This is a genomic window from Streptosporangium sp. NPDC020072 (assembly GCF_040631445.1).
Lineage (GTDB): Bacteria > Actinomycetota > Actinomycetes > Streptosporangiales > Streptosporangiaceae > Streptosporangium.
Map to the genome: position 1 here is coordinate 231,862 of NZ_JBEYAB010000012.1, position 16,834 is coordinate 248,695.

General features: G+C 70.0%; 21 protein-coding genes. 11 read left to right on the forward strand and 10 right to left on the reverse strand.

Going from position 1 to position 16,834, the window contains the following annotated elements; genetic code table 11:
- Positions 1 to 289: 289 nt before the first annotated feature.
- From ABZ470_RS28315 to ABZ470_RS28345, 7 genes are all read right to left on the reverse strand, one after another.
- A complete protein-coding gene (locus ABZ470_RS28315) occupies positions 290 to 706 on the reverse strand; it encodes a hypothetical protein (RefSeq protein ID WP_352014662.1) in 417 nt (138 codons plus the stop codon).
- A gap of 5 nt (positions 707 to 711) precedes the next feature.
- Complete coding sequence (locus tag ABZ470_RS28320) at positions 712 to 1,218, reverse strand: helix-turn-helix transcriptional regulator (protein WP_352014663.1); 507 nt, start codon at positions 1,216 to 1,218, stop codon at positions 712 to 714.
- Positions 1,219 to 1,277: 59 nt separating this feature from the next.
- The gene (locus ABZ470_RS28325; protein ID WP_352014664.1) at positions 1,278 to 2,207 is read right to left on the reverse strand and encodes a M56 family metallopeptidase; all 930 of its coding nucleotides are present in this window, start codon (positions 2,205 to 2,207) and stop codon (positions 1,278 to 1,280) included.
- Positions 2,204 to 2,560 carry a BlaI/MecI/CopY family transcriptional regulator gene (locus ABZ470_RS28330; protein WP_184712514.1) on the reverse strand — a complete coding sequence of 119 codons (357 nt, stop codon included), beginning with the start codon at positions 2,558 to 2,560 and terminating at the stop codon, positions 2,204 to 2,206. The genes ABZ470_RS28325 and ABZ470_RS28330 overlap by 4 nt, the downstream gene beginning before the upstream one ends.
- A 61-nt stretch (positions 2,561 to 2,621) precedes the next feature.
- Positions 2,622 to 3,143 (reverse strand): GNAT family N-acetyltransferase, encoded by a 522-nt coding sequence (locus tag ABZ470_RS28335; RefSeq protein WP_362781211.1) that lies wholly within the window; start codon positions 3,141 to 3,143, stop codon positions 2,622 to 2,624.
- 44 nt (positions 3,144 to 3,187) lie between these two features.
- Positions 3,188 to 3,976 carry a class I SAM-dependent methyltransferase gene (locus ABZ470_RS28340; protein ID WP_362915159.1) on the reverse strand — a complete coding sequence of 263 codons (789 nt, stop codon included), beginning with the start codon at positions 3,974 to 3,976 and terminating at the stop codon, positions 3,188 to 3,190.
- A gap of 3 nt (positions 3,977 to 3,979) precedes the next feature.
- A complete protein-coding gene (locus tag ABZ470_RS28345; RefSeq protein WP_352014667.1) occupies positions 3,980 to 4,717 on the reverse strand; it encodes an SDR family NAD(P)-dependent oxidoreductase in 738 nt (245 codons plus the stop codon).
- A gap of 116 nt (positions 4,718 to 4,833) precedes the next feature.
- Between ABZ470_RS28345 and mshA the strand changes: the two genes are divergently transcribed.
- From mshA to ABZ470_RS28360, 3 genes are all read left to right on the forward strand, one after another.
- Positions 4,834 to 6,117 carry a D-inositol-3-phosphate glycosyltransferase gene (gene mshA / locus ABZ470_RS28350; RefSeq protein ID WP_352014751.1) on the forward strand — a complete coding sequence of 428 codons (1,284 nt, stop codon included), beginning with the start codon at positions 4,834 to 4,836 and terminating at the stop codon, positions 6,115 to 6,117.
- Between the two features lie 9 nt (positions 6,118 to 6,126).
- On the forward strand, positions 6,127 to 6,606 hold the full coding sequence (locus ABZ470_RS28355) for a YbjN domain-containing protein (RefSeq protein WP_352014668.1): 480 nt from the start codon (positions 6,127 to 6,129) through the stop codon (positions 6,604 to 6,606).
- Between the two features lie 83 nt (positions 6,607 to 6,689).
- On the forward strand, positions 6,690 to 7,433 hold the full coding sequence (locus tag ABZ470_RS28360; RefSeq protein WP_362915161.1) for a phosphoglyceromutase: 744 nt from the start codon (positions 6,690 to 6,692) through the stop codon (positions 7,431 to 7,433).
- A 91-nt stretch (positions 7,434 to 7,524) separates the two neighbouring features.
- Here ABZ470_RS28360 and phoU read toward each other — a convergent pair whose 3' ends face one another.
- Entirely contained in the window at positions 7,525 to 8,196 is a 672-nt protein-coding gene (gene phoU, locus ABZ470_RS28365; RefSeq protein WP_352014670.1) for a phosphate signaling complex protein PhoU, read from the reverse strand.
- Positions 8,197 to 8,355: 159 nt separating this feature from the next.
- Between phoU and ABZ470_RS28370 the strand changes: the two genes are divergently transcribed.
- Entirely contained in the window at positions 8,356 to 9,534 is a 1,179-nt protein-coding gene (locus tag ABZ470_RS28370; protein ID WP_362915252.1) for an ATP-binding protein, read from the forward strand.
- On the forward strand, positions 9,531 to 10,220 hold the full coding sequence (locus ABZ470_RS28375) for a response regulator transcription factor (protein WP_352014671.1): 690 nt from the start codon (positions 9,531 to 9,533) through the stop codon (positions 10,218 to 10,220). Before ABZ470_RS28370 ends, ABZ470_RS28375 begins: the two co-directional genes overlap by 4 nt.
- 596 nt (positions 10,221 to 10,816) lie before the next feature.
- Here ABZ470_RS28375 and ABZ470_RS28380 read toward each other — a convergent pair.
- On the reverse strand, positions 10,817 to 11,467 hold the full coding sequence (locus ABZ470_RS28380; RefSeq protein WP_352014672.1) for a copper chaperone PCu(A)C: 651 nt from the start codon (positions 11,465 to 11,467) through the stop codon (positions 10,817 to 10,819).
- A gap of 262 nt (positions 11,468 to 11,729) precedes the next feature.
- Between ABZ470_RS28380 and ABZ470_RS28385 the strand changes: the two genes are divergently transcribed.
- The 4 genes from ABZ470_RS28385 (at position 11,730) to ABZ470_RS28400 (ending at position 13,502) form a co-directional block, all read left to right on the forward strand.
- Positions 11,730 to 12,212 (forward strand): CarD family transcriptional regulator, encoded by a 483-nt coding sequence (locus tag ABZ470_RS28385; RefSeq protein WP_012887713.1) that lies wholly within the window; start codon positions 11,730 to 11,732, stop codon positions 12,210 to 12,212.
- A gap of 17 nt (positions 12,213 to 12,229) precedes the next feature.
- Positions 12,230 to 12,709: a 2-C-methyl-D-erythritol 2,4-cyclodiphosphate synthase gene (gene ispF / locus ABZ470_RS28390; RefSeq protein WP_362915163.1), complete on the forward strand. Its 480-nt coding sequence runs from the start codon at positions 12,230 to 12,232 to the stop codon at positions 12,707 to 12,709.
- Positions 12,710 to 12,875: 166 nt separating this feature from the next.
- Entirely contained in the window at positions 12,876 to 13,142 is a 267-nt protein-coding gene (locus tag ABZ470_RS28395; protein WP_352014674.1) for a GlsB/YeaQ/YmgE family stress response membrane protein, read from the forward strand.
- Between the two features lie 93 nt (positions 13,143 to 13,235).
- Positions 13,236 to 13,502: a GlsB/YeaQ/YmgE family stress response membrane protein gene (locus tag ABZ470_RS28400; protein ID WP_352014675.1), complete on the forward strand. Its 267-nt coding sequence runs from the start codon at positions 13,236 to 13,238 to the stop codon at positions 13,500 to 13,502.
- 97 nt (positions 13,503 to 13,599) lie between these two features.
- On the opposite strand, the gene ABZ470_RS28405 is transcribed toward ABZ470_RS28400, so the two are convergent.
- A complete protein-coding gene (locus ABZ470_RS28405; protein ID WP_362915165.1) occupies positions 13,600 to 14,862 on the reverse strand; it encodes a DUF2637 domain-containing protein in 1,263 nt (420 codons plus the stop codon).
- Between the two features lie 67 nt (positions 14,863 to 14,929).
- On the opposite strand from ABZ470_RS28405, the gene ABZ470_RS28410 reads away from it, so the two are divergent.
- Positions 14,930 to 15,319 (forward strand): PPOX class F420-dependent oxidoreductase, encoded by a 390-nt coding sequence (locus ABZ470_RS28410; protein ID WP_352014677.1) that lies wholly within the window; start codon positions 14,930 to 14,932, stop codon positions 15,317 to 15,319.
- A gap of 114 nt (positions 15,320 to 15,433) precedes the next feature.
- Positions 15,434 to 16,831, forward strand: a complete 1,398-nt coding sequence (gene cysS, locus ABZ470_RS28415) for a cysteine--tRNA ligase (RefSeq protein ID WP_362781224.1) — start codon at positions 15,434 to 15,436, stop codon at positions 16,829 to 16,831.
- Positions 16,832 to 16,834: the final 3 nt, after the last annotated feature.

A 16,834-nucleotide genomic window follows, 5' to 3' on the forward strand; every position in this document is an offset into this window, starting at 1 on the left:
CGTCACTCCACCGTGCTCGCCCTGCTGACAGCAACCACCCTAATGCCGGAAGTCTTCCCGCGGCGGGCCTCCTTCCGGGCGAACCGGCCGAGGCCTTTTCGCACGGCCCCGCACACCCGGAAACCTCGTACGGCCCCGCAGCCGGAAACGGCCCGGGGCCTTTTCGTACGGCCTCGCACCCGCAGGCCCGCACCGAGAGACCCCGCACCGAGGACCCCGCACCGGAACCGAGGGGCCGCCCCGGTGCGCCGGGGCGGCCCCTCGTGGGGTTCCAGGGAAGACCCCGAGGTCAGGACTTCGCCGACGAGCCGTTCCTGCTCTTCCTGGCGGGCTTGGCGGCCGTGGAGACCTGCTCAAGCTCGCGGGAGGCCTCGCCGCTCGCCTTGGAGACGACCTTGCGGCCACGGGAGGCGAACTCCTCGTACAGCCTGGCGGCCCTGTCGCTGACCTGGTCGGCGTAGCCGCGGGCCCGGCCGGGGAACTCCCTGGCGTAGACCTCGGCCCTGTCGGCCAGCTCCCTCGCCTTCTCCGGCAGGTCCTTGGCGGCCTCCCTGGCGGCCTCGCGGATGTCCTCCTGGCGGCCCTGGATGCGCTGCAGGTGCTCGGGCAGTTCGCGGAGCTTCTCGACCGCGTAGTCGCCCGCGCCCGCGACGGCGTAGAACGGCTTGGTCTCGGCCAGTTTCTTCACTTCGGTGGCAAGAGTCATGGATGTTAACCTTCCTTGGATTCCGGTGTGACGTTCTGGCTGTCCACGGGGGCCGCGTAGGGCTTCAACGCGGCGAGATACCCCTCGGGCAGCGGATGCGCGTCGCCCCCTTGGGGCTCCGGTGCGGAAGGCGCGTTCTGGGAGGTCTGCGCTTCCTCATCCGGGGCCCCGACCCGGTTCTCCCGGCGGAACGACTCGTAGATGTCGATCAGCACCTGGCGCTGACGTTCGGTGATGAGATGGTCTGCCCTGATCGCGGCAAGCACGTCGCTGTCCGGCTCGCGCTCCTCGATGAGACCGGCCTGGACGTACAGGGCCTGCGAGGAGATGTGCAGTCCCTTGGCGATCTGGTTGAGGATCTCCGCACTCGGTTTGCGCAGTCCTCGCTCGATCTGGCTGAGATAGGGGTTGGAGACCCCCGCCGCCGCCGCGAGCTGGCGCAGCGAGATCTTCGCGTGGGTGCGCTGCTCCCGGATGTACTCGCCGATCGAGCCGACCTTCGGTAGTGCCATGCCGGCAGTCTACCCCCGATGCTTGCAATTGCAAACGCGGTGGCTAACAGTTGCAAGCGTCAGTGGGGGATCAGCCAGAGCAACGGAGCCGAGGCCGTCAGGGTGACGGAGAAGGCGACGATGGCGTAACGGATCTGCCTGGGAAGGTCGGGGCCGGGGCTGACCAGGCGTTCGACCCGGGCCATCACCGCGGATCCCGCCGTCTCCGAGACGCCGAGGGCGCCCTGCGGGGTCGGGGCGGCGCCCGCCGTACCGAAACGGAGCAGGGCGGTGGCCAGGCGGCGTGGCGAGCAGTAGCGGCGGGCGACGTCGTCGGCGGCCATCTCGACCAGCAGGCCGACCTCGCTCTGCACCCTGCCGACGACCCGTGACCAGGGCAGCGCCCTGTGCAGCGCGGCGAACGGCAGCAGCACCAGGTCGTGGCGCTCGCGGACGTGCGCGGCCTCGTGGGCGAGCACCGCGGTCAGCTCGGCGGGGGACAGCAGCCTGAGTGTCCCCTCGCTGACCACGACCTCGGAGCGCAGTCCGGGGACGCAGTAGGCGGCCGGGCCCGGGTGGTCGACGACCCTGACCCCGGGGACCTCGGGGTCCTCACGGGCGACCAGGGCCAGCAGCGTGCGGTGCCTGCGCCGGGCGCGGAGCGTCTGCGCGCCCGCGGTGAGCAGCACGACGACCAGGATGGTCAACGCGGTCAGACCGGCGATGAGGGCGAGGATTCTCGGCAGCGTGAAGGACTCGGCGGGGCCGTAGCCCCCGTTCGTCGCCGAGACGACGAAGGCGCCCAGCCCCTGGAGCACGCCCTGCCCGTAGGGTTCGAGGGCGTAGGAGAGAAGCGCTCCCGTCCCGGCCAGACCCCAGGTGACCCCGAGTGCCTGCCACAGGACGATGGCCACGTGCGGGGCGCGGTAGGTCCACCGTGCCCGCGTGAACCGCCAGGCTCCGACCGCGCAGACCAGGGCGAGGGTCGCCAGGGCTGCCGCGGTGATCACTCGTCCTCCAGCTCCGTCAACGCTTTGAGCAGGATCTCGGCCTCGCTGCCCGAGACGGCCTGGGCGAACCGGGTGAGGGCGGCGGACCGGTCTCCGGTCAGGTCCAACGCCTCAAGCATAAGCTCAGCGACGTACGCGTCACGGCTCTCGGCCGGTTCGTAGCGCCAGGCCCGCCCGTCCCGGGTCCGCTGCAGGAACCCTTTGCGGGTCAGCCGGTCGAGCACGGTCATCACCGTGGTCGGCGCGAGGTCGCGATCGGCGATCAGACGCCCTACCTCCCGCGCCGTCACGGGGGATGACTGCGCCCAGATGATGTCCATGATGCTGCGTTCAAGCTCGCCCAGACCCTTCACACAACCAAGCCTAACTCCCGCACCACGAGGGGTAGTACTACGGGTTGTCGAGTGATTTCCGTCACAGCTGAAGAACCATGTAGATCTCGTCGCGGTCGTCCCCGTCGGACAGCCGGATGGCGCCGGGGACCCGGCCGACCTCCGTGTAGCCGAACCGCGCGTAGAAGGACTCGGTCCCGGTGCCGCCGCGCACCGTCAGGTGCAGCGCCTCGGCCTCCAGACCACGGGCCGCCTCCTCGGCCGCGCGCATGAGCAGCGCGCCGTACCCGCGGCCCTGGTGCTTGGGGTGGACCATCACGCGCAGCACCCAGCGCCAGTGCGCGCGCAGCCGGGATCCGGCGTCGGCCAGGACCAGCCAGCACGCCAACCGCCCGTCCTCGTCGAAACCGGCGAGAAGATGGTCGGGGCCGTCCGCGCCGCAGCGGGCGAAGGTCGGCAGGGCCAGCTCGCGGACCTCGGCGGCGGTGACCGGCGGCACGAAGCCGACCGCCCCGCCCGCGTTGCTCACCTCGGTCCAGCACTCGATCAGTTCGTCGACGAGTTCCCCGGTCAGTTCGGGATCTGTCACGAAACGAGGGGACATGCCGACGACCCTAACCGCCGCTTCGGGGCCCCGGGCGCGCGGGGTCAGCGGTCCACGGCGGACCAGGGGAGAGTGAGTTCGCCGAGCCGCCAGCGGGCCCGGCCGCCCAGCGGAGGGCGCGTCGCGACCGGCCAGGTCCGCGCCAGCGTCCGTGCCGTGGCGATCCACCGCTGGCGGAAGCCGTAGGCCCCCAGGGGGGCGTTGACCGCCCAGGCGTGGTCGAAATCACGCAGGAAGGCGTGGATCGGCTCGCCGGGGACGTTGCGGTGGATCAGCGTCTTGGGCAGCCGCTCGGCCAGGTCGGAGGGGCGTTCGAACCCGCCGAACCGGGCCGAGAAGGTCAGCGTCCTGGGGCCCGTGGCGTCGAGACCGGCCCACACGGCCCGGTGGCCGACCTCCGAGCAGGTGCCCTCGACGATCACCCCGTCGGGGGCGATCCGTCGGCGGAGCATCGCCCAGTACTCCCACGCCTCGGCCTCGCCGTACTGTCTGAGCACGTTGAAGGCCCTGACCAGGGTCGGCGGCCTGCCCACAGGCAGCTCGAAGCCGCCGAGCACGAAGGACAACCCCTCCCGCCCGTACGGCCTGGCCGCCGCGACCCTGGCCGGGTCGATCTCGACGCCGACGACCTCGACCGAGGGACAGACCCTCCGCAGCCGCGAGAACAGTTCGAGGGTCGTGGTGTGCGAGGCGCCGTAGCCCAGGTCGACCACCAGGGGACGTTCCACCGAGCGCAGCAGGCGGCCGTGCACGGCGACCACCCAGCGGTCGGCCCGCCTGAGCCGGTTGTGGCCCGTCGTGCCCCTGGTGATCTCCCCGATCGGCTTCGGCACGGCTCAGACGCGGTGGATCTTGTGCTGGGCGGCCTGCGCGCGGGGACGGATGACCAGGCGGTCCACGTTCACGTGCGCGGGCCTGGTCACGCACCAGGCGATGGCGTCGGCCACGTCGTCGGCCGTCAGCGGGTCGGGAACGCCCTGGTAGACGCGGTCCGCCGCGGCGGAGTCACCGCGGAAGCGGTTGAGGGAGAACTCCTCGGTGTGCACCATGCCGGGGGCGACCTCGACGACCCTGACCGGTTCGCCGCACAGTTCGAGCCTGAGCACCTCGGTCATCGCGGTCTGCGCGTGCTTGGCCGCGTTGTAGCCGCCACCGCCCTCGTAGGAGACCAGCCCGGCGACCGAGGTCAACATGACCAGCACGCCGTCGCCAGAGGCGACCAGCCGGGGCAGCAGGGCCTTGGTGAGCCGCAGCGAGCCGAGCACGTTCGTGTCGTACATCCGCTGCCAGTCGGCCACGTCGCCGTTCGCCACGGTCTCAAGGCCGATCGCCCCGCCCGCGTTGTTGACCAGCACGTCACAGCGCTCCAACGAGGCCGCCAGGGCGTCTACCGACTCCTGGGAGGTGACGTCGAGGGTCACGGCGCGGACGCCGGGCACCTCGGCGGCCAGTTTGTCGAGCCGGTCCCGGCGCCGCGCCGCGGCCACCACGTCGAATCCCTCGGCGGCCAGCCGGCGGGCGGTCGCCTCGCCGATCCCGCTGCTGGCGCCCGTAACCACTGCTGTCCTGTCCATGACCCCCCATCCTGCCAGGACACCGGGCCACGACGGCACCGCCTCCCAAGCCCCCGGGGGGCGGGAATGACGCGAACTATTGGGTGGTTATATCCCTCTCGGAGGTGGTGCCGGTGATGCGGCGGGGTAGACGACGGGTCAGCCGGGTCGCGACGATCAGCATGCACACGTCCCCGCTTGACCAGCCGGGGACCGGGGACGCGGGCGGCATGAACGTCTACGTCGTCGAAGTGGCCAAACGCCTGGCGGGACTGGGCGTCGAAGTGGAGATCTTCACCAGGCAGACCGCGCGTGACCTGCCTCCGGTCGCCGAGATCGTCCCGGGGGTATCGGTCCGTCACATCACGGCGGGGCCGTACGAGGAACTGGACAAGGGCGACCTGCCCGGCCAGCTCTGCGGCTTCCTGTCCGGCGTGCTGCGCACCGAGGCGATGTACGAGCCGGGCCGTTACGACGTCATCCACTCCCACTACTGGCTGTCCGGGCAGGTGGGCTGGCTGGCCAAGGAGCGCTGGGGCGTCCCCCTGGTGCACACCATGCACACCATGGCCAAGGTGAAGAACCTCCTGCTCGCCGACGACGACAACCCGGAACCCCAGATCCGGGTCGCCGGTGAGCAGCAGGTCGTGGACATCGCCGACCGCCTGGTCGCCAACACCCCCACCGAGGCCAGGGAACTGGTCGAGCTGTACGGCGCCGCCCCCGGCCGCGTCGAGGTCGTCAGCCCCGGGGTGAACCTCACCGTCTTCCAGCCCGCCTCCCAGAGCGCGGCCAGGCACCGCCTCGGGCTGCCGGACGACGCGCACGTGCTGCTCTTCGTCGGCAGGGTGCAGCCGCTCAAGGCCCCCGACGTGCTGCTGCGCGCCGCCGCCCTGATGCTCGCCGAGGACCCGGCTCTCAGGTCGCGGCTGGTCGTCGCCTGCGTCGGCGGTCCCAGCGGCAACGGGCTCGCCCGGCCGTCCTACCTGACCGAGGTGGCCGCCTCGCTGGGCATCTCCGACGTGGTCAGGATCGTGCCGCCCGCTCCGCAGCACGAACTGGCCGACTGGTACCGCGCCGCCGACGTGACCGTGGTCCCCTCGCACAGCGAGTCCTTCGGGCTCGTCGCCCTGGAGTCCCAGGCGTGCGGGACACCGGTCGCCGCCGCCTCGGTCGGCGGGTTGCGCACCGCCGTACGGGACGGGGTCTCCGGGGTGCTCGTCGAGGGGCACGACCCGCACGACTGGGCCAGGGTGCTCAGCCGGTTCGTGCACCAGCCCGCCTGGCGCGACGCCCTGGCCGCGGGGGCGGTGACCCAGGCGGCCTCCTTCGGCTGGTCGGCGACCGCCTCAAGGCTCGCCGACGTCTACGCGCGGGCCATGACGCACCTGAGCGAGGTGCCGGTCGCGGCGGGCTCGTAGGGTGGGCGCATGCGTGAGGTGATCGAGGCGGCGCTGCGGGCCGCCGAGGCGTCCTTCGAGGAGCCCAGGCCGGGCGCCTTCCTGGTACGGCTCCCAGGCCAGCACAAACTCGCGACCATGACCTGGCTCATCGTCGGCGACCACGTCCTGCACGTGGAGGCGTTCTTCTGCCGTCAGCCCGACGAGAACCACGCCGAGTTCTACCGCTGGCTGCTGACCAAGAACGGCTCGACGTACGGCGTGCACTTCGCCCTGGACCCGGTCGGCGACGTCTACCTCGTCGGCCGCGTCCCGCTGGCCGCGGTCTCCGACGAGGAGATCGACCGGGTGCTCGGCTGCGTGCTCACCTACGCCGACGAGGGCTTCGACCGGGCGCTCGAACTCGGCTTCGCCTCCTCCATCCGCAGGGAGTGGGAGTGGCGGGCCAAACGCGGCGAGTCGCTCGCCAACCTCCAGGCCTTCGCCAGGTTCGCCGACCCCGCCCGCTGACCCGCCGTACCGGGCCGTGCCGGGTGTCTCGCCTGTTGAGCGTCCCCGGGGAGGCGCCGAGGGGCCCCACTAAGCTTGGCCGCATGGCGACATTGGTGCTGCTTCGGCATGGTGAGAGTGAGTGGAACGCTAAGGGCCTGTTCACCGGATGGGTGGACGCCGGGCTCTCCGCCAAGGGCGAGGAGGAGGCACGGCGCGGCGGGCGGCTGCTGAACGACGCGGGAGTGCGGCCGGACGTGGTCCACACCTCGGTGCTGACCCGCGCGATCCAGACGGCCAACTTCGCGCTCGGCGCCGCCGACCTGCTGTGGCTGCCGGTCGTCAGGTCCTGGCGGCTCAACGAGCGTCACTACGGCGCGCTGCAGGGCAAGGACAAGGCGCAGACCCGCGCCGAGTTCGGCGACGAGCAGTTCATGCTCTGGCGCCGCTCCTACGACACCCCGCCGCCCCCGATCGCCGACGACGACGAGTTCTCCCAGGCGGGCGACGACCGGTACGCGCTGCTTCCCGGTGAACTGCTGCCGAAGACCGAGTGCCTCAAGGACGTCGTCGAGCGCATGCTGCCGTACTGGTACGACGCGATCGTGCCCGACCTGGCCTCGGGAAGGACCGTCCTCGTCGTGGCGCACGGCAACTCGCTCAGGGCGCTGGTCAAGCACCTGGACAAGATCGGCGACGACGAGATCGCGGGACTCAACATCCCCACCGGCATCCCGCTCGTCTACGACCTGGACGAGAACTTCACCCCGGTGACCAGGGGAGGCCGCTACCTCGACCCCGATGCCGCGAAGGCGGCGATCGAGGCCGTGGCCAACCAGGGCAGGTAACCCCCGGACAACCTCGGACACGTCGAAGGGGCCCGCCGGTCGGCGGGCCCCTTTCGCGTTGCCTGCGGCCTTGGACGGGCCTGAACGGGGTCTAGGCGAGGTCTGCGAGGTCGGCGGCGTCGGGCGAGCGGGTGCCGGTCACCAGGTACACCACGTCGCGGGCGACGCGCACCGCGTGGTCGGCGTAACGCTCGTAGTAACGCCCGATCAACGTCACGTCGATGGCGGGCTCGACGCCGTGCTTCCAGTCGGGGGCCATCAGGACCTTGAACAGCCTGCGGTGCAGTTTGTCCATCGCGTCGTCGTCGTCCTCAAGCTCAAGGGCGGCGTCCACATCGCGGGAGGCGATGCAGCTGCCGGCCTTGGTGACCAGGCGCTCGGCGATCTGGCCCATCTCAACGATCGTGGCGCGAACCTCCGCCGGGATCGCCGACTCGGGGTGCCGCAGCCGCGCCACCTTGGCCACGTGCTCGGCCAGGTCGCCCATCCGTTCGAGGTCGGTACCCATACGCAGCGCCGCGATGACCACCCGCAGGTCGACGGCCACCGGTTGCTGGGTGGCCATCAGGCCGAAGATCGAGGCCTCGATCTCGGAGAAGATCCGGTCGACCTCCTCGTCTTGGGAGATCACGCTCTCGGCGAGTTGAAGATCGGAGTCCAGGAGTGCGGTGGTGGCCCGGGAGATCGCCGACCTCACGAGTCGGGTCATCTCCACCAGCCGGCCCGTGAGGGCGTCGAGCTCATCATGGTAGGCGTCGCGCATGGCCCTCACCGTATGTGTGTAACAGTGAACGAACCTCGACCGTAAAGTGAACTTTGCGGGAAAGGCCTTGGTCATGCCCCCATGAGCTGCCCCAATGGGGAAAGCCCCGCCTACCATCAAGGACGTTGAAGCGGACAGGAGGAGCATGTGAGTGAACTGATGGCGAGTCTGGCCGCCCTGGCCGGGTTCGTCGTGGGGGCGCTGGCCGTGATGGTCGTCCGTCAGAACGTGGGACGGGGAGCTCCCACGGCGTCGGACTCACCCGAGCCCGCCACGCTGCCGCAGGGCGTCGCCTCGGTGCTGGCTGTCCTGCCGTCGTCGGCGGTCGTGCTCGACAAGGAGGACCGGGTGCTGCGGGCCAGTTCCGCCGCGCGGGCGTTCGGCCTGGTGAGGGGCGAGAACCTGATGGCGGCCGAACTGCTCGCGCTGGCCAGGCAGGTGCGCAGGGACGGCGAGATCCGCGAGAGCGAGATCGAGGTCGCCGGCCACAAGTTCGGCCAGGACTCGACGAGCTTCGCCGTACGGGTGGCCCCGCTCGGGTCGCACGGGCAGGTGCTGGTGCTGGCCGAGGACCAGACCGAGCACCGCAGGGTCGAGGCCGTACGGCGTGACTTCGTCGCCAACGTCAGCCACGAGCTCAAGACGCCGGTCGGCGCGCTCTCGCTGCTCGCGGAGACCATCCAGGACGCCGCGGACGACCCCGAGGCCGTCACCCGGTTCGCCGGGCGCATGCAGCACGAGGCCGCCCGGCTCACCTACCTCGTCCAGGACCTCATTACCCTGTCCCGCATCCAGGGGGCCGAACCCATCCCCACCCCGGGCCCCGTCCCCGTGGACGAGGTCGTGCACGAGGCCATCGACCGCTGCAACACCACGGCCGCGGCCAAGGACATCACCCTCGTCGCGGGAGGCGCGGAGGGGCTGCGCATATGGGGCGACGACGACCTCCTCGTCACCGCGCTGCGCAACCTCATCGACAACGCCGTCGCCTACAGCCCCGAGCACACCCGCGTCGTGGTCAGCGCGCGGACCGCCGGGCCGCACAGCGACTCGATCGAGATAAGCGTCAGCGACCAGGGCATCGGCATCCCGGAGAGCGCCCAGGAGCGGATCTTCGAGCGGTTCTTCCGCGTGGACGCCGCCCGTTCACGCGCGACCGGAGGCACGGGCCTGGGCCTGGCCATCGTCAAACACGTCGCCGCCGCCCACAACGGCACGGTGACGGTGTGGAGCAAGGAAGGGTCGGGCTCCACCTTCACACTTCGCCTGCCCGCCTTCGGCGGCGCGGCGGCTGCCGTACCCGGTAACACCACCATCCCCTTGGAGGCCGCGCAGTGACTCGCGTGCTTGTTGTCGAGGACGAGGAGTCCTTCTCGGACGCCCTGTCGTACATGCTGCGCAAGGAGGGCTTCGAGGTCGCGGTCGCGGCCACGGGCCCCGAGGCGCTGGACACCTTCGACCGCAACGGCGCGGACCTGGTGCTGCTCGACCTGATGCTGCCGGGACTGCCCGGTACGGAGGTCTGCCGTTCCCTCCGTCAGCGTTCCAACGTCCCGGTGATCATGCTCACCGCCAAGGACAGTGAGATCGACAAGGTCGTCGGGCTGGAACTCGGCGCCGACGACTACGTGACCAAGCCGTTCTCCTCAAGGGAGCTGGTCGCCCGCATCCGCGCGGTACTGCGCCGCCAGGGCGACGTCGAGGAGCTCGAATCGGCCGTCCTGTCGGCCGGTCCCGTCAGGATGGACGTGGACCGCCACATCGTCGCCGTCCGCGGCGACCAGGTGCAGCTCCCGCTGAAGGAGTTCGAACTGCTGGAGGTCCTGCTGCGCAACGCGGGCCGGGTGCTCACCAGAGGTCAGCTCATCGACCGCGTCTGGGGCGCCGACTACGTCGGTGACACCAAGACCCTGGACGTACACGTGAAGCGCCTGCGCGCCAAGGTGGAGGCCGACCCCTCCAACCCCCGCTGCATCCTCACCGTACGGGGCCTCGGCTACAAGTTCGACCCCGCCGAGGATTAACCAAAAATCCGGAAAGGGGCACAACCCAAACGGGTTGTGCCCCTTTCCGGATTTATCGTTATATTCCCAGGCCTCGAACGCTGAGCGTTTTCCACCCCGTGCTTTACCGGCGCCAAACAGAAGAGTTTCACTCTTGTGCTTTACCGGCCCTCAGCGTGAGAAGTTTCAGCTTGGGCGCCGACGGCGCCCAAGCACGCGACGCCGAAGGCGGAGCAGGGAAACCCGGTTCGGGCGCGCCGACGCTTGGACTGAGGAACGCAGGAGCGCAGCGACGAGGGAAAGCACCGACCCGAGGCGCCCAAGCCCACGACGCCGAAGGCAGCGCGAAGAGACACGGTTCGGGCGCGCCGACGCTTGGACTGAGGAACGCAGGAGCGCAGCGGCGAGGGAAAGCACCGACCCGAGGCGCCCAAGCCCACGACGCCGTCAGGCGGAGCAAAGAGACAGGTTCGGGCGCGCCGACGCTTGGACTGAGGAACGCAGGAGCGCAGCGACGGAGTGACGAGGGAAAGCGTTGGCTCGAAGCGCCCGAACCCGCGACGCCGAAGGCGGCGCAAAGAGACACAGCCCCGCGACGCCGAAGGCGTCGCAAAGAGTCAGGGAGCGCTGGTGGCCGGAGCCGTAGGCTCGGCAGGATCGCTGGGGTCCGCGGGCGCGGCGTCGGTCGCGCCGGCCGAGGGACTCGTGCTCGGCGAGGGGCTCGCACTGGCTGAGGGGCTCGCGCCGGCGGTCGAGGCGGGCGCCTGCGGCAGGTCGGCGAACTCGCGGCTGCGGGTGATGACCGGGACCGTCAGGGTGATGACGCCCGCTCTGGCGAACTGCAGCTGCACCGGGATGCTCTCGCCGCCGCTGAGCGGCTTCTTGAGGCCCTCGATCATGATCGTCGGGGTCGGCTTGCCGACGTTGACGCGCTGCTGGACGGGCAGGTTCACCGGGGAGACGACCTTGGCGGTGCCGAAGGCGGGGTCGACGCCGAGGCCCATGAGCTGGTCGGCCTCCTTGGTGGTGTTCAGCAGCGACAGGTAGAGCGGCGTGGCGCCGCCCTCGGCCAGCTTCGAGCCGGAGTCGGGGCCCAGGAAGAACGCCTGGGAGACGGCGATGCCCTTGACCTGGACGCTGAGGGCCTCGGTCGGGGTGTAGGGCATGCTGGTGATCGCGTCCGACCCGGCACCGCAGCCGGCCAGGACCGGGGCGGCAGCGAGGAACGCGGCGGCGGCGATCGCCCAGTGACGGCTGTTGCGGGTCACGGTGCGGGTACTCCTTGTCAAACACGAGGCTATGGCAGAGCCAACCCTATCCGTGGACTTCGCCAGGTTTTCCGCCGACCCGCCCCATCGTGGGGAGGTGTGGTCCGCAGGTCGCGGAGGCCTTTCACAGCGCTGATTCACAGAGTCGAACACTTGTCAAGCCTTAATATGCGGCTTTGACCTGCAGTTATGGTGATTTCACTGTTCCGGGAGGCTGTGGATACGTGGTACTCTTGAGTACAGCGGAAGGGGTACTTGTCACATGACTTTCCAGGTCGGCGACACTGTCGTCTACCCCCACCACGGGGCTGCTCGGATCGAGGCCATCACGACCCGAACCATCAAGGGTGAGGAAAGGACCTACCTGGTTCTCAAGGTCGACAAGGGCGACCTTACCGTCCAGGTGCCGGCTGACAACGCCGAACTCGTCGGTGTTCGCGATGTCGTCGGCCAGGAGGGCCTTGAGCGCGTCTTCGACGTGCTTCGCATGCCTCACACCGAAGAGCCCACCAACTGGTCCCGCCGCTACAAGGCCAACCTGGAGAAGTTGGCGTCCGGTGACGTCAACAAGGTGGCCGAGGTCGTTCGCGACCTGTGGCGGCGTGACAAGGAGCGCGGGCTCTCCGCAGGAGAGAAGCGTATGCTCGCCAAGGCGAGGCAGATCCTGGTAAGCGAGCTCGCGCTCGCCGAGAAGACCAACGAAGACAAGGCCGAGGCCCTGCTCGACGAGGTTCTCAACTCCTGAACACAACATTTCCACGGGTGGGCGTCGGGGTCGACGTCCACCCGTTCGCATCGGGCCGCGAGTTGCACCTCGCGGGACTTCACTGGCCGGGCGAAACCGGTCTGGCCGGGCACTCGGACGGCGACGCCGCGGCTCACGCAGCCTGCGACGCGTTGCTGTCGGCCGCGGGCCTGGGCGACATCGGCGGTCTCTTCGGCACCGCGGATCCTCGCTGGGCGGGCGCCTCCGGCGTCGTCCTCCTTCAGGAGACCGCGAGGCAGGTGCGCGCGGCGGGCTTCGAGATCGGCAACGTGGCCGTCCAGATCGTGGGGAACCGTCCCAAGCTGGCGCCACGCCGTACGGAGGCTGAGAGGGCGCTCAGCGCCGCCGTGGGGGCACCGGTGAGCGTCAGCGCCACCACCACCGACGGTCTCGGGCTGACGGGGCGTGGCGAGGGCGTCGCGGCCATCGCGACCGCGATAGTGGTCAACCACTCTCCGGAGCCGGGCGTCTCCTGATACGGAGCGCGAAAGCGTTCCGGCGGGTGGCGCGTGAAGACCCGTCGCCGCATTCGAGGTGGCCCGTTTACTGGCGCGGTACGGGCCACCTTCTTTTCCGGAATGATCGGCGAATGTCCTGGGTAACCCCTTATTAACCATGTCTCGTCATCGGGGGGAGCCGGACATGATTGGCTCGATCATCGCCGCGATCGTCATTGGTGCCATCATCGGTGCCCTCGCCCGTCTGATAGTTCCCGGGCGGCAGAACCTGTCGATAGGTCTGACGCTCATCGTGGGTATCGTCGCGGCACTCATCGGCACCGCCATCGCGGCGGCGCTCGGACTGACCCACACCAGGGGCATCAACTGGTGGGAGCACATCATCCAGCTCGCGCTCGCGGTGATCGGAGTGCTGCTGGTGGTTCAGATGCAGGCGAGGAAGACGCACTGAGCCGGAATTTTGCCGTTCCCAGGAATATCCGTGACGTAGGGGGTAGCCGATCTCCCGTGAGCGTGAAGGTCACCTCACTGGGAGGTTCACGATATGACCATCGCATCCATTCTCGGGGCCATCGTCATCGGCGCCGTCGTCGGCGCCCTGGGTCGTCTCCTGCTTCCCGGTAGACAGCCGATCGGATGGGTCCTGACCGTCGTGGTCGGCATCGTCGCCGCGCTGATCGGCACAGCCATCGCCCAGGTGCTCGGGGTGGCGACCACGAACGGGATCGACTGGATCGAACTCGTCATGCAGGTCGTCCTCGCCGCCGTAGGCGTCGGCCTGGTCGCGAGCATGAGGCGATCCAGGGTCTGACCCGCGCGGGGACGACACCGTCCGCGTCAACGCGGCCCCCAGACCGGGCCGGCTCCTCCAAGGCCCCGGAGCCGGCCCGATTCGCCTGTTCCCGAAGCTATTCCTGCGGCGGGACGGGAGTGCTGCGCATCCGCCCGGAGGGCGGCGCGGCGCTCTCCTCGCCGGGCACGACCTCCAGGTCGGGCATCGTGGTGTCCAGGTCGTCGTCATCGACGACGGTCGCACGCCGCCTCCTGGCACCGCCGGGCTCATCCGGTTCGTCGGTCGCCGCGGCCATCGGCTGGGTGTCCTCGCCCGGATCCTCGTCGCCGGGCCGCTCGTCCTCCTCTGTGGCCTTCCCCGTGGTCTCCTCCGGAGACTTCTCGGAGGCCTTCTCCGGGGCCTGGCCGGGGTGCTCGGCCTCCCAGGTCTCGACCCGCTCGCTGACCCGCCCTCCGGGCTCCTCCTGTACGGCGGAGCGCGGCGGGTGGACGAGCTGGTCGCCGGGGTGAGGCCGTACCAGATCGCCCCAGCGGAGCGGCCTGTCCGGGTCGGCCTCCGCGCGGGGGGCGGGGACCGGATCGGGGGTCTCCGGCATGGTGGGGACCTCGGGAGTCTCCGGGGCGGCCGTCGGGCCGACGACCGGGTCGGAGGCGGGAGGCGCGGCGGACGGGGCGTGGTGCGGCGCCGGATCAAGAGGGGGAGCGGCCTGCGGGTCGAGCACCACCTCGGAGGGCCGGTGGTGCACCGGCTCCTCGTGCCACCCCGGGTGGTCCCGATGCTCCGGCCGGGCGAGTGGGACGGGGTACTCGGCGGTCGGCAGGTCTCCGTCGGGGAAGGGCACGATGTCGCCGGCACCGCTCTCCGGCGTCGTGTCCACGGCGTTCGCCGCCGCCCGTCTGGCCGCCGCGTGGTTGATCAGCAGCAGCCAGAGCCACAGGGCGAGCAACAGCGCCACCCAGGGGAAGACGGCCACGACCACCGCGGCACGCCGTACGTCGACCGTGGCCCGTACGGCGGTGGCCGTCTCGGCCGCAACCGCGCCCGCGAAGAGCAGGACCAGGACCGCGCCCGCCTGCAGCCGGATCGGCCAGCGCGCGCCCCGCAGCAGGGGCAGGGCGATCAGCGCGACGGCCAGCAGCGCGTCGAAGGCGGCGGGATAGAGGTAGGCGAGGTCCGCGGGGGCCTCACCGGTGATCGCGAGGGCCCGCAGGTCCTCGAAGGAGAGCACACACGCCGCCGCGGCGAGCGCGGCGACACCGACACCGACCAGGGCGATCCCGGTACGGCGCAGCGCGACGGCGGTCCTGCTCGGCTGGGCGGGCGGGATCGAGGACGGGCGGGAGGCGGGGCCTGCCGCCGCGGGGGATTTCACGTCCATGGCGCTCCGAGCCTACAGAATCGACACCTGGCATGATCTGTGCATCGAAGCACGACAAGGAGGAAAGTTGTCCGAACTATCCGATGGCGTGCGGGCGCTCTTCGACGCGGCGAACTTCGCCACCGTGACGAGTCTGAACGAGGACGGCAGCCCGCAGGCCAGCGTGATCTGGGTGAAGACCGACGGTGACGACATCGTGTTCTCCACGGTCAGGGGGCGGCGCAAGGACCGTAACTTCGCCCGCGACCCCAGGACCGCCGTCGTGGTGATCGACCACGCCAACCCCTACCGCTACGCGGAGGTGCGCGGGAGGGTCACGGTGACGGAGGACCCGACGGGCTCTCTCATCCAGGAGTTGGCGCACAAATACACCGGCAAGGCCTGGGAGGAATCTCGTCCTGACACGCAGCGGCTGATCGTCCGAGTGATCCCGGAAAAGGTGCATCTGCACGGGTGACCGGGGAATGCCTGGGGCGACATTCGCCCTCGTTGCCATAAAAAGTGCCGTCGCTAAGCCCCAACGTCTCGTAACACGGCTTGTGAGGTGAGGTAAGGCGTTAGCCTTTCCTCCGTGAGCCTGCACCTATACGACACCAGCGCACGTACGGTCCGCGAGTTCGTTCCGGTCGAATCCGGCCGGGCGTCGATCTACCTGTGTGGTGCCACCGTGCAGGCTCCTCCGCACATCGGGCACATCCGCTCCGGCGTCAACTTCGACGTGCTGCGCCGGTGGATGATCCGGTCGGGATACGACGTCACGTTCTGCCGCAACGTCACCGACATCGATGACAAGATCATCAGAGTCGCGGCGGCCGAGGGCGTGCCGTGGTTCGTCGTCGCCGAGCGCAACCAGCGCGCCTTCACCTGGGCCTACCAGGTGCTCGGCTGCCTGCCGCCGACCGTCGAGCCCAGGGCGACCGGCCACGTGCCCGAGATGATCGAGCTGATGGAGCGGCTCATCGCCGCCGGCCACGCCTACGCCTCGAACGGAGACGTCTACTTCGACGTCGTCTCCTACGCCGACCGGTACGGCTCGCTGTCCAACCAGCGCCTGGAGAACATGTGGGCGGCCGGTGACACCGACACCGACTCCGCCAAGCGCGACCCGCGCGACTTCGCGCTGTGGAAGGGCGAGAAGCCCGGCGAGCCGACCTGGCCGACCCCCTGGGGGCGCGGCCGTCCCGGCTGGCACCTGGAGTGCTCCGCCATGGCGACCAAGTATCTCGGCCCGACCTTCGACATCCACGGCGGCGGCGTCGACCTGATCTTCCCGCACCACGAGAACGAGCTGACCCAGTCGCAGGCGGCCGGGGACGGCTTCGCCCGCTACTGGATGCACAACGGGATGCTCAAGATCGGCGCGGAGAAGATGAGCAAGTCGCTCGGCAACTCCCTGCTGATCCCCGAGGTGACCAAGAAGGTCCGCCCGGTCGAGCTGCGTTACTACCTGGCCGCCCCGCACTACCGCTCCGCGATCGAATACTCCGAGGAGGCGCTGGCCGAGGCCGCCGCCGCCTACCAGCGCATCGAGGGGTTCGTCACCAGGGCGGCCGAGGTGATCCACGACGTGGACGCCCACGCGCCGCTGCCCCAGGCGTTCGCTGACGCGCTCGACGACGACCTGGGCACCCCGCAGGCGCTGGCGGTCGTGCACGAGGTGGTCAAGGAGGGCAACGTCGCCCTGGCCCAGGGCAACAAGGAGCAGGTGGCCAGGCTCCTGGCCGAGACGCAGAACATGCTCGACGTGCTCGGTCTCGACCCGCGCTCCGAGCAGTGGCGCTCCTCCGGCGACGACTCCGGCCTGCGTACGACCGTGGACGCGCTGGTCAGGGTGGCTCTTGAGCAGCGTCAGGCGGCCAGGGCCCGTAAGGACTTCGTGGCGGCCGACGGCATCCGTGACCAGTTGGCCCAGGCGGGCATCCTCGTCGAGGACACCCCCCAGGGACCGCGCTGGGAACTTTCCCGGTAGGCG

What these genes read in the sequence shown, in the direction of transcription:
- ABZ470_RS28385 (WP_012887713.1), top strand. Translation starts at nt 11,730, where the DNA reads ATGACTTTCCAGGTCGGCGACACTGTCGTCTACCCCCACCACGGGGCT.
- ABZ470_RS28315 (WP_352014662.1), bottom strand. Translation starts at nt 706, where the DNA reads ATGACTCTTGCCACCGAAGTGAAGAAACTGGCCGAGACCAAGCCGTTC.
- ABZ470_RS28370 (WP_362915252.1), top strand. Translation starts at nt 8,356, where the DNA reads ATGGCGAGTCTGGCCGCCCTGGCCGGGTTCGTCGTGGGGGCGCTGGCC.
- ABZ470_RS28400 (WP_352014675.1), top strand. Translation starts at nt 13,236, where the DNA reads ATGACCATCGCATCCATTCTCGGGGCCATCGTCATCGGCGCCGTCGTC.
- ABZ470_RS28405 (WP_362915165.1), bottom strand. Translation starts at nt 14,862, where the DNA reads ATGGACGTGAAATCCCCCGCGGCGGCAGGCCCCGCCTCCCGCCCGTCC.
- ABZ470_RS28395 (WP_352014674.1), top strand. Translation starts at nt 12,876, where the DNA reads ATGATTGGCTCGATCATCGCCGCGATCGTCATTGGTGCCATCATCGGT.
- mshA (WP_352014751.1), top strand. Translation starts at nt 4,834, where the DNA reads ATGCGGCGGGGTAGACGACGGGTCAGCCGGGTCGCGACGATCAGCATG.
- ABZ470_RS28360 (WP_362915161.1), top strand. Translation starts at nt 6,690, where the DNA reads ATGGCGACATTGGTGCTGCTTCGGCATGGTGAGAGTGAGTGGAACGCT.
- ABZ470_RS28320 (WP_352014663.1), bottom strand. Translation starts at nt 1,218, where the DNA reads ATGGCACTACCGAAGGTCGGCTCGATCGGCGAGTACATCCGGGAGCAG.
- phoU (WP_352014670.1), bottom strand. Translation starts at nt 8,196, where the DNA reads ATGCGCGACGCCTACCATGATGAGCTCGACGCCCTCACGGGCCGGCTG.
- ABZ470_RS28345 (WP_352014667.1), bottom strand. Translation starts at nt 4,717, where the DNA reads ATGGACAGGACAGCAGTGGTTACGGGCGCCAGCAGCGGGATCGGCGAG.
- ABZ470_RS28355 (WP_352014668.1), top strand. Translation starts at nt 6,127, where the DNA reads ATGCGTGAGGTGATCGAGGCGGCGCTGCGGGCCGCCGAGGCGTCCTTC.
- ABZ470_RS28335 (WP_362781211.1), bottom strand. Translation starts at nt 3,143, where the DNA reads ATGTCCCCTCGTTTCGTGACAGATCCCGAACTGACCGGGGAACTCGTC.